The organism is Pseudoalteromonas sp. S3431 (genome assembly GCF_000690035.1).
Classification (GTDB): Bacteria; Pseudomonadota; Gammaproteobacteria; order Enterobacterales; family Alteromonadaceae; genus Pseudoalteromonas; species Pseudoalteromonas fuliginea.
Genome location: NZ_JJNY01000003.1, coordinates 108,009 through 119,714, shown reverse-complemented (window position 1 = coordinate 119,714; position 11,706 = coordinate 108,009). Strand labels below are relative to the sequence as shown.

Here is an 11,706-nt window from a genome sequence, read left to right as displayed (position 1 = left end):
TTCTTAACGTTAAATAGACCCTATATAAGCAGATTGGTATAATACCCATCCGCAATAATACTTGATCAATTTGAGGGCTTAAACCTGTCGCTAACTGTGTTAAAAATTTCTGATATGGAACAACTAAACAACGAAATTTTTACCTGGTTATCGACACGATTTTCTTATCGTTAAATAGACCACATTTAAGCCGCTTAGTATTATTTCGAGATTAAAGAAATGGAATAGTTTTCATACTCTTTAATATTATTCATCACGTTCATTAGAGTGTTGTGATTACTGTTTTCGTCAGCTTTTATCAATACTGAACTTATTTCATATTTTGCGGCAAACATTGCTAGGTTAGTCGACACTTGCTCTAAGTCAATCAACCTACCTGAGAAATAAACCCCATTACTTTCATCTATACTAAATAAAGCATTTTTAACCGGTTTATCTATTTGAGGGCTATCGAGCGGACGATTTAACTCAATGGCCACAGGTTTAACAAATGAAGTAGTAACAATAAAGAAAATGAGTAGTATAAATACAATGTCTAACATCGGAGTCATATCTACATCAGCATTATTTTGCAGTTGAGCTAGTTTTTTTTCATATTGGGACCTGATTTATAATTTAAAGCTACGGCGCCACAGCAAGATTTCAGGATCCTATTAATAAAACTAGCACAGCTAAAATAAAATATAGTTAATTAAATATTCTAATAATATTAAATATTTGTATAAATTATGTCGTTATATGTAAGATAAAATAAATGAATACTTTAAGACAATAAAAAACCCAGCGCTATGGCTGGGTGCTTGGCGTCAAAATCAAGTTTAATGGTTTTTCATGCGACTCATTTCTGCATGGCAACTCTGCATTGTTAGTAGTGTTTTAGCCAAAGCAGCTTCACAGTCAGCAGGTTGTGGTTTATCCATCGCGGCTTTAATTTCTTCAAGGGTTTTATCCTCAACTTCCTCTAGCTCCTTCACATAGGTGCTATCGTTGTGTGAGCTAAATGTTGTAAGCAGTCCAGTGTATGCACGGCGTGCTTCAATAGCGAACGAAGAGCCATCTTCGCGTTCCCCTTTTTCATTAATAGCATAGGGCTGCAAGCGCTCAACACTCACTTTACGTGCATCGATCATGCGCTGAAAAAGAGCGCCAATTGCAGGGTCTTCAATTTTTTCTAGGGCTTTTTCATAAAAGTCGATGCCACTGTTCATTACTTGAATGATGTCTGTAATATGATTTACTTCTGATCCTTGATGGGTGTTCATAATGACCTCTTTAATTAAATGAATATAAACTTCAATCTAATAAAAGCAAAGGTCATTCCATAATGCCTTTCATGTATAAGTATTTGATATTAATTGCTTTGTTATTTATTTTTAAATTACTAGGTTAATTTTTTCTATTAGCCTAGCAATTTTTACAAAGTATTGTGTAATAAAGCTACTTTAGTTCCTCGGCAACTTCAGCTACTTTTTGGCGCAACCAAATATGACTCGCATCTCGGTGTAGCAGTGGACTCCAAATCATATCAAGTTCAAAAGGAGGAATAGGAAAAGGAGGTTCTAGTATTTTAAGTCCTGGATCGTCGACATAAATATTAGCGGCTTTAGATGGTAGAGTGGCAATAAGGTTTTTCTCTTTTGCTAAATGAATCGCTACATGGTAATTACGCGTAAATGTAGCGATATTACGATGTTTACCAAAGTGAGCGAGGGCTTCGTCAACCCACCCTAGCTTTTGCACGTCTTTTGGATCCATTCCTACACCAACACCAAAACCTGTTTTACTTACCCAAATATGGCGTGCTTTTAAATAGCTATCAAGGCTAAAGCTTTCAATTATTGGATTATCGGCTTTTACTAAACAGCAAAAACTGTCTTTCCAAATACGCTTATGATGAAAAGATTGTGGTAAGTTTTCAAAACGATTGATAGCCATATCAACTTTACCATTTTCTACATCATGAAAAGTCACATCACTTGGGGTAAGTATATCTAATGTGGTGTCGGGTGCCTCGTCATGTAATTTACTAAGCAGTTTAGGCGCTAGGGTACTTGCAGCGTAATCGCTGGCCATAATCCTAAACACACGTTTACTTTGGCTTGCCTCAAATTCTCGATTAGGTGCTAGAGTTTCTTCGAGAGTCATTAATATGCCACGTATAACAGGTTGTAACTCCAAAGCACGCTCAGTTGGGACCATACCATCGCTGGTACGAACTAAAATAGGATCGTTAAATAGGTTACGAAGACGTTTAAGGCCATTACTCATTGCAGGTTGTGTAATACTCAACTGGTTTGCAGCGCGTGTTACGTTGCATTCTCGTAGTAGTGTGTCGAGGTAAACCAGTAAATTTAAATCTATTTTACTTATATTCATTGTGTGTCCTTTAGCGCCTACCAGTGGTGAATAAAGCGCTGTGCTGTCGGGTATGGGTAAATATGACTCACATGCCCATTTTTTATGTTTTGCTGTGCTTGTTTCCAAAAACTAACATCAACTAATTCGGGATGTGTACTTAATAAAAACTGTTTATAAGTTGGGTTAGGTGTAACAAAAGTACATAACTGCTCCGGGAAAACATCTTGTGGAGCGACAGAGTAACTTTGTTCACTCATTAAATAGTCATCGTAATTTTTAGCTTTAGGTAATTCTCTAAAGTTCATATCTGTAAGGTATTGTACTTCGTCGTAATCATAAAAAATAATACGCTTATGCTTACTTACCCCAAAGTTTTTTAATAGCATATCACCAGGAAATATATTAACGGCAATCATTTCTTTAAGTGCTTGGCCGTACTCCTCTATTGCATCTGCTGCACTTTCGTCATTAGCGTTTTCTAAAAACAGATTTAGTGGTGTCATGCGCCGTTCAATGTAAAGGTGTTTTATAATCAACCAATCGCCTTCAATTATCATAGAGGAGCCAATTGTTTTATGTAATTGCTCAAGCAAATTACTATCAAAACGAGCCAAAGGAAATACGACATTAGAATACTCTATAGTGTCAGCCATACGCCCAACGCGATCGTGACTCTTTACGAGCTGATAGCGCTTTAAAACGGTGTTGCGACCAAATGGTTTGCTTTCACCAAACTTATCTTTAATGACTTTAAATACATAACCAAAAGAGGGGAGGGTAAATACCATCATCACCATGCCCGGTGTACCAGGTGCAATTGTAAACTCATCACTTGAATGCGTTAAATGACTTAAAAATTCGCGGTAAAATTCAGTTTTGCCTTGTTTATGAAAACCGATCGCGTTGTATAGCTCTGCAATTGTTTTGTTTGGCATTAGCTGATTTAAAAACCTTACCAACGCTGATGGTGCATGAGTTTCCACCATAAAATAAGCACGCGCAAAGCCAAAAATAACACGCATTTGTGATGATTTAGTGAGCAAGGCGTCTAAGTATAAGCCTTTATCTTTATGATGTAGTACTGCAATAATAAAAGGTTGCACACCGCTTTGAGAAACTACACGGCCAACAATATACGCCGCTTTGTTACGATAAAATGCAGTATGTAATATATCAAAGCGCATTTGCCAAGGTTGGTGGTGAGTATCGGGGGCTTGTTTGTAAAATGCTTTAACAAGCAAGCGTATATCTCGTTCTAAATCTACAAATGGGGCTTTAAAATCAAAGTGATTAATAATACGTTTTATCGTAGGCTTTAAACCATCAACTACCGGAAAATAACTTCTATACTCGGATTCAACCGGTACAGATGGCGCGTCTTTTAATGTGGCTTGTACAAATATAAAGTCATTATGAAAATAACGTCTATGGTAAAGACGGCAAAATACAGAGTTATAAAATGTTTCGGCAAGCTCTGCTTGTGGATGAAAGCATAAAAAGTGTTGATATATTTTTTTTACTGCAAGCCAAAGAGACTCATCAAGGGTATCTGTAGGATGTTCTATTTTTAAAAATTGTGTCGTTTCGTTAACACGATCATCATAATAGCTAATACGTAAGCGGCTTATATCGTTAATTGCTTGCCAATCTTTATTAGCAAAAGCGAGAGGGGCTTTTGCCGTGGTTTTTTGAAATAGCTTATAGTGCTTTTTAAAGCCAGTTAAAATTAGTTCAGCAATACGATGTGGCTGCATAAGCATTCCTTAGTATACGTTAGAGTTTATACTCTATTGTGTTAAGGGTATGTTATTTTAAGTTTAAAACCAAGCTAAATTACGAACACGCTCATAATGCTTTATGAGCGTTTTATTTGTATATTAATATTTTTTTTTCTAGTTCTTTAATTTTTTTAGCAATAGCAGATACTTCTTTTTTATATTCTTTATTAATTCGTTTAATGTTCTTGGTAATATCTTTAGTTATTCTATTTTTCTCATCGTCAGCTAAAATATGGTTAAGGCGCTGTTGTTGCTTGTATTCAGCTCGCTCTTTTTCACGATCGAGTATCGTTAATTTATGGTTGTTACTGCGAAGTTCAGCTTGTAATCCAGCCAAAAGCCTTTCTCGCTCAAGATCGTTTAGTTGTTTTCTATAATCAACTTTAGGGACATTTTGCAGTATGTTTGTGGTATTTACTTTGTATGTAGTTGCGCGATGATCGCAAGGAAACTGAGAAAAAACAGTCTCTTTTTCTGTCACGCATTTGTAGTAAGTCGTGGCGTTATTATAAAAGCAGATAAAGATGCAAAGTGAATAAAATAAGTAACTAACAAGTTTAATCATAGCAGGGCATCCATGAATTTATTTTGCGTTGCTAAAAACGCAGTTCCAAAATAAAAACTATAACCTAGCTTGACGTTATAGCAAGCTAGGTCAGGATTACAGTTATTGAGTGAAAGTTTTTAACTTCTTAATGCTTTGTACTAAAAATGGAATATCTAAACCTTGCTCAATAGAGAACCCTTCAGCGGCAGAGATGTTTTTAAAATTCCCATCAGAGTCTATTAATGTGATCCTATCTTTTTTGTATGCTATGACTACACCTTGGGAGTAATTAACACCCATATTGTCTTTTTTCTTGTATAAGTTAACACCTAACATTGTTTGTTTGGCAATCGCTTTACAATTTAAGTACTGACCGACACTAGTCGCAATTAAATCACTTGGTTGAATTAAGCCTTCAATTTTTGAGATTCTTTTATCTGAGCTGTATAAGGTTGATGTACTTACCACTTCTTGAGTATCATTTACTAAGCTAAAAGCAAAGATTTGCGTTGCGTTATCGCGTGGGGATACAACTTTTGAACCGCTAATAACTCTAATCGCACTGTTAGTGTGAGCTTGGTCATTAATAAAACTCAGCTCGTCAATACCACTTACTTCAATACTGCGACGTTGGCTCTGCCATGCCGGAAGAGTGTGCTCTTCAATTATCGCAACTTTATAAAAGGCAGGTAAACCGTATACCAAACTAAATAGCATGTCGCTATGATTAGTTGGCTGTAAAAACTGCTCTGTTTTATGTAGACCTTTATTTTCTGAAATAAAGTCGGCTAATTGTTGGTCGGTTTCAAAAACAAAAATGTCGATATTAGCCTGAGTGTAATCTTCACATTTCTCAAGAGGAGTTGGTATTTGGTAGTTAATATTCTGGTTATTAATTTTAACGCTATGAGCTTGTTTATATGTTTCGATATCTAGTAAATCATTTTTAGCTAACAAACTTTTAGCTGTTGTAGGGTATGAAAGTGGTAAAACATTATCTTGCTTTGTTACATCAAATTTTAAGTTAGCATCTGCCCAAATATGAATGCTGTGGCTAAGCGCAAAACATATAACTAAAAATGAGCTTGCGTAACGTGCAAATTTAAACTGTTTTAGACGCGCTAAATGCCGCCATGTAAGATTACTGGCAACGAGTTGAAAACCTAAGATTAGCAGAACAATACCGCCGGCAAAAAGAGTTGTTAAAGCAGGCGAACTTGTTAATCGATGCCACAGTAGTGAGATGATTTCAGGCAAAGCGGAAGTGCTTAAATGATAGCCCAAATTAACATACACATAAGCATCAAGAGTAAGCAGTGATGCGCCAAACGTAGCAATTACAGCAGCCATTCCACGAATGTGCCTAGGATAGGGGAAAATCAAACTAAGCGGAAATACCGTCAGCACAAATGCTAAAAAGGCAATAAAACTAGTGTGGCTAAGCCATGTCACTAGCATATAAGTTATGCCCATAAAGCTAGTTGGTGGCGAATCGGCAAATAAATAGCTTAAGCTAATAAATAGCGCCAAGCCGATGTTGGCAAAGGTGAACCAATGCCCCCAGCTTAATAACTGACTCGCTTTTGATGAAAACTGATTGTGCTGCGATAAGTTCATAGAGTTTATTTAACCGACTGTGACAATGCTTTTGCAAAGTTCTCAGTTACGGCTTGTCTTTTCCCTGTTGGTACATGCTCTTTTAAGATATGCGTGATAGAATTTCCTAAACACATAAGGCTTAAATCAACCGGTGCATTATGTTTAGTTAGCACATCAATAAGCTGATCGACGATTTGTTCTACTTCTTCATTAGAGTATTTTGATAAGATTGGCATCAGTTGGTTCAATAAAATAGTTATATTCCCGTATTTTAACACTAGAGGCGTGAAAAACAAAGATGACAACAGACGTTAAAAAATTAGTCGTTCATTATGTAGACAAAAAAGACGACGATACGCAAATTCACCTTCGAAATGATGAAATGATCATCAACGATAAAGTGGCCGTGTTCATTGAGCAGTTACATCATGCGTACAACGGTAAACCTGGTAAAGGTTATTGTGCTTTCAGTGGAGACAAAAACAGTATTGTAGCATCAGCAATGCAAAGTTACCGTAATGATGAGTTGGGCTTTTGGCATATGACAGAGCAAGCTTCAACAGTCTTAAAAGAAGAGCTTGATAAGTATGCTTTTAGTGAAACAGGTTATTTAGTATTTTGTCATTATCAGTATGTTGCTACCGATTACATGTTAATTGCGATGATTAACATCAAAGAACATTATTCAATGACTTCAGAGCTTGATTTAGCAGCTTCTCGCCATTTAGATATATCGCGTATGCAACTCGCTGCTCGCATCGACTTAACAGCGTGGGATACACAAGCTGACGACAACCGTTATATTTCATTTATCAAAGGACGAGCTGGACGTAAAGTTGCTGACTTTTTCTTAGACTTTTTAGGTTGTGAAGAGGGTATTGATTCAAAACAGCAAAGCCAAGTAATGCTTAGCGCAGTAGAGGATTATTTATCAGAGCAACAGTTTGATAAATCAGAAAAAGACGACTTACGTAAACAAGTATTTGATTACTGTAATGATTGCGTAACTACAGGCGAAGATGCAAGTGTGAGCGATCTATCAGCAACGCTCACTAAAGGCGATGACAGCCCGTTCGACAGTTTTTGTAAAGAACAAAGCTATGACTTAGAAGAAACCTTCCCTGTAGATAAAAAAACGGTAACCAGTATGGTTAAGTTTTCAGGTCTAGGTGGTGGCGTAAGTGTAAGTTTTGAGCGTAAACATTTAGGTGAGCGCGTTACTTATAATGAAGCGACTGATACCTTAGTGATTAAAGGTATTCCGCCAAATTTAAAAGATCAGTTACAACGTTTTATGGAACAAGAGCAAGAATAAACGTTACATAAATAATGTTTTAGCTTTATTGAAAACGCGGCAAGTAGACCGCGTTTTTTTTATGAGAAAACTTATTTTTAAACGCCAGCAAGCTGTGCGTCTACAGGTTATGGATTTAACGTTTGGTGTTTACTTGTAGAGCTTGATCACGTTATAAGCGCTTTACATATCACTTAAAGCAAAAAAGCCCCGCTATTGAGTAAATAGCGGGGCTTTTTAATGAGCGTTAGTTACTAATCAGCACTCATTGTTTTAGTCATTGCAGAGCTTGCACGACCAGCAGGTTTGATTGAGCCTGCACGTAAGCCACTGTCGGGTACTAGTTCACGTTTGTCGTGAGCCATTGCAACAGAGATATGTTTTACTTCGCTATCAGCTACAGGAGTAGGTTGTGCCATTGCTGCACTTGCAGAACCTTGCGAAACGACGGTTTTAACATGCTGTACTGATTTTTCAACTTTAGCTGGTTGCTCAGTCACTACAGGCGCTTCAACTTTAGCTGGTTGCTCAGTAACTACAGGTGCTTCAACTTTAGCTGGTTGCTCAGTCACTACAGGTGCTTCAACTTTAGCTGGTTGCTCAGTCACTACAGGTGCTTCAACTTTAGCTGGTTGCTCAGTCACTACAGGTGCTTCAACTTTAGCTGGTTGCTCAGTCACTGCAGGCGCTTCAACTTTAGCTGGTTGCTCAGTCACTGCAGGTGCTTCAACTTTAGCGGGTTGCTCAGTCACTACAGGCGCTTCAACTTTAGTTGGTTGCTCAGTCACTACAGGTGCTTCAATTTTAGCTGCTTGCTCAGTCACTACAGGGGCTTCAACTTCAGCTGATTCTTTAACCGCTTCAACTTTAGCCAAGTCTTCTACAGCAAGTGCTTGTTCAACTTTTTCAGAAGCATCAACAGCGGTTTCTTGCGATTTAGCTTTAAGTTCAGCTTCATACTCAGCTGCAGCTTGATCTGCTACTGGTACAAATGCAGGTGTTTCGTCTGATTTGTTTTCAGAACCTTCACCTTCTGGTCGGCGGCGACGTTGACCAGATGCACGAAGATGACGAGGAGAGCGGCGTGAACGTGTACGTGTTTGCTCTTGTTCTTCATCAGATGCAGATGTTTCATCGTTAGAATCAACAACGTCAACTTTCTCTTCTTTAATATGCGCTGTTTTTTCTGCTGGAGCTTGCGTTTGCTTTTCTACAGTAGGCGTAACTTGCTCTTTAACTTGTGGTTTTTCATCACTTACCACAGTTTGTTCTGTTATTTTATCTACTGTTTTTGCTTGTTCAGCATTTTCGTCTTGTAAACGTACTTTTTTACGTAAATTACGTCGTTGACGGCGAACTTTAGGCTTCTGCTCTTTAGGCTCTGCAGCTTGTGCTGGTTTAGAATCAGTTTCTACTTCCGCCTTTGCAGGGGCTTCAGTTTTAACTTGATCTTTTTCTTGGTTTTTATGCTCTGGGCGCTTACGAGAGTTAGGATTACGACGACGCTTGTTGCGATTTTCGTTTCTTTCTTGGTTCTCGTTAGTTACTGGTGAATCAGTTTTAGCTTCATCTTGATCAGTATTGCTGCGTTCAGCACGAGGCTTAGTGCGAGGATTATTTCGACGACGTTGATTGTTATTTCGACGGCGGTTATCGTTACCTCTGCGGTTATTACGTGCTTCTTCTTGCTGCTTTTCAGCGGCTTCTTTTTTCTCTTCTACCGTTTCAGTAGCAAATAACGACTTAAACCACTTAGTGATTGCTGTAAATAAGCCACCATTAGCTTTAGTCTCATTGGTCACTGGCTTAGCTGTTTGTGCAGGCGCTGCTTGTGGAGCTGGTGTAGAAGGCATTACTACACCTTTTAGCATTGGTTCTTCACGTACTGGTGTACTTGGAGATTTAGACATCTCAAATACTTCAGGCTCAGGCGCAATAACTTGTCCGTAACTTACCGTTTCAAGTGTTTCGTCTTTACGTAAACGCATAACTTCGTAATGTGGTGTTTCCATATGTTGATTAGGAATAATCACTACATCACATTTATGATGTTTTTCAATACGATGAACACTACGTCGTTGCTCATTTAACAAATAAGCGGCAACAGCAACAGGCACTTGTGCATTTACTTGTGTCGTATTGTCTTTTATTGCTTCTTCTTCAATTAAGCGAAGAATAGAAAGTGCGATTGATTCGTTAGAACGAATAGTCCCTTGTCCGCTACAGCGAGGGCATGGGCCTTGGCTTGCTTCACCTAATGAAGGACGCAAGCGCTGACGCGACATTTCAAGTAAACCAAAGCGTGAGATTTTACCAATTTGAACACGAGCACGATCTGGGCGAGCAGCATCTTTTAAGCGATTTTCTACTTCACGTTGATGACGTGGAGGGGTCATATCGATAAAGTCGATTACAATCAAACCACCTAGGTCACGAAGACGTAACTGACGTGCAATTTCATCAGCAGCTTCTAAGTTAGTATTTAGTGCTGTTTCCTCAATATCACCGCCTTTTGTTGCTTTAGACGAGTTAATATCGATAGATGTTAATGCTTCAGTAGGGTCAATAACTATTGAACCACCAGATGGAAGACGCACTTCACGCTGAAACGCTGACTCGATTTGGCTTTCAATTTGATAATGTGTAAATAATGGCGTATCGCCTTGATAAAGCTTAACGCGGCTCATGAAATCAGGGCGAAAACGCTCAATGTGCGCTTTAGCTTCTTCAAAAACACGTGGTTTATCAATTAATATCTCACCAATGTCGCGACGTAAATAATCGCGAATGGCGCGAAATATTACGTTACTTTCTTGGTGTATTAAAAAAGGCGCTTTAGCACTGTCGGCTGCTTGGCCAATAGCCTCCCAGTGTACTAATAATGCTTTTAAATCGTAGTTAAGTTCTTCAAATGACTTACCAACACCAGCAGTACGAACAATTAAGCCCATACCTTTAGGTAATTCTAAACGACCTAGTGCTTCTTTAAGTTCAGTGCGCTCATCACCTTCAATACGGCGAGAAATGCCACCGGCACGAGGATTGTTAGGCATTAGAACTAAGTAACTACCAGCAACGCTGATAAAAGTAGTTAACGCTGCGCCTTTTTGGCCTCGTTCTTCTTTATCAACTTGTACTATTACTTCTTGACCTTCTTTGATTACGTCGCGAATATTCGGACGACCGTGAAAAGTGTAACCTGCAGGGAAGTAAGTACGGGCTATTTCTTTTAAAGGGAGGAAACCATGGCGATCAGCACCGTATTCAACAAATGCTGCTTCAAGAGATGGTTCAATGCGGGTTATTTTGCCTTTATAAATATTGGCTTTTTTCTGTTCGTGACCTGGGCTTTCTATATCTAAATCATATAGGCGCTGGCCATCAACCAGTGCTACGCGCATTTCTTCTTGCTGCGTTGCATTGATTAGCATACGTTTCATATTGTTACTCTACTTATTTATGTCGCTGACATGACGATGTTTTTATCGCCTGTTCAGTTGTTCCTATTTTTAGAATGTGCAGCCTCACGACTGGGTCTTTAACGGAACGGCTCTGTATTTTCGTACGCAGTATTTTAAATGCTGGCAAACAATAACGTGTATTACCGTTATTAAATTCTAAATGGTGTTAAAACAGTCGGCTTTTCAGCTACGTTTACATGTTTTACCCAGAAGTTGGCCTGTCATATCAATCTTACTAAATGTCATTCATATTAGGTGCGTAGGGCTCATTAAGTTGGTGAGTAATACATATTTATGTATCACTAATATCCATTTTAAGAGCAAAAGTTGCTACCAATGTTAATGAACGCTTATTTATTAGATTTTTTTAGTTCTAAATAAGCTGCTGTACGGTACTACAATAATTGAGCAAATGCTGAACGACGTGTTTTTACGTCGTCACTATCAGACAAATTATCTGTTCATTGCTTTCTCAATCGCATTAAAAACCACTTCATGTTCAAACTTAACCAGCAATATATTACGCGCATTGCCGTTAATTGATCGCACGTGTTGACTAGGTATGTATAAAAGCTTTGGAAAACTTAACTCGGATCTGTATGATCGGCTACCCAGAATGTGCATCACGAATGTTTTAATGTGTTAAAAAGCACCGTTGTTATTTGCAAA

The 11,706-nt window shown here is 38.2% G+C and carries 9 protein-coding genes; 1 reads left to right on the top strand and 8 read right to left on the bottom strand.

Annotated elements, in window-relative coordinates:
* Positions 1-200 precede the first annotated feature (200 nt).
* The 7 genes from DO88_RS17115 to DO88_RS17145 form a co-directional block, all read right to left on the bottom strand.
* Positions 201-551 carry an ExbD/TolR family protein gene (locus DO88_RS17115; RefSeq protein WP_050482407.1) on the bottom strand — a complete coding sequence of 117 codons (351 nt, stop codon included), beginning with the start codon at positions 549-551 and terminating at the stop codon, positions 201-203.
* A 267-nt stretch (positions 552-818) separates the two neighbouring features.
* A complete protein-coding gene (locus DO88_RS17120; RefSeq protein WP_007375281.1) occupies positions 819-1,262 on the bottom strand; it encodes a ferritin-like domain-containing protein in 444 nt (147 codons plus the stop codon).
* Between the two features lie 175 nt (positions 1,263-1,437).
* Complete coding sequence (locus tag DO88_RS17125; protein ID WP_007375280.1) at positions 1,438-2,376, bottom strand: LysR family transcriptional regulator; 939 nt, start codon at positions 2,374-2,376, stop codon at positions 1,438-1,440.
* Between the two features lie 17 nt (positions 2,377-2,393).
* Complete coding sequence (gene aceK, locus DO88_RS17130) at positions 2,394-4,112, bottom strand: bifunctional isocitrate dehydrogenase kinase/phosphatase (RefSeq protein ID WP_007375279.1); 1,719 nt, start codon at positions 4,110-4,112, stop codon at positions 2,394-2,396.
* A gap of 112 nt (positions 4,113-4,224) precedes the next feature.
* A complete protein-coding gene (locus DO88_RS17135) occupies positions 4,225-4,701 on the bottom strand; it encodes a hypothetical protein (RefSeq protein ID WP_033037825.1) in 477 nt (158 codons plus the stop codon).
* A gap of 102 nt (positions 4,702-4,803) precedes the next feature.
* Positions 4,804-6,300: a DUF3413 domain-containing protein gene (locus DO88_RS17140; RefSeq protein ID WP_033037824.1), complete on the bottom strand. Its 1,497-nt coding sequence runs from the start codon at positions 6,298-6,300 to the stop codon at positions 4,804-4,806.
* Between the two features lie 5 nt (positions 6,301-6,305).
* Complete coding sequence (locus DO88_RS17145; RefSeq protein WP_007375276.1) at positions 6,306-6,518, bottom strand: DUF1414 domain-containing protein; 213 nt, start codon at positions 6,516-6,518, stop codon at positions 6,306-6,308.
* A 62-nt stretch (positions 6,519-6,580) separates the two neighbouring features.
* Between DO88_RS17145 and yejK the strand changes: the two genes are divergently transcribed.
* Positions 6,581-7,597 carry a nucleoid-associated protein YejK gene (yejK, locus tag DO88_RS17150; RefSeq protein ID WP_033037823.1) on the top strand — a complete coding sequence of 339 codons (1,017 nt, stop codon included), beginning with the start codon at positions 6,581-6,583 and terminating at the stop codon, positions 7,595-7,597.
* A 233-nt stretch (positions 7,598-7,830) separates the two neighbouring features.
* Here yejK and rne read toward each other — a convergent pair whose 3' ends face one another.
* On the bottom strand, positions 7,831-11,016 hold the full coding sequence (gene rne, locus DO88_RS17155) for a ribonuclease E (protein WP_033037822.1): 3,186 nt from the start codon (positions 11,014-11,016) through the stop codon (positions 7,831-7,833).
* Positions 11,017-11,706 lie beyond the last annotated feature (690 nt).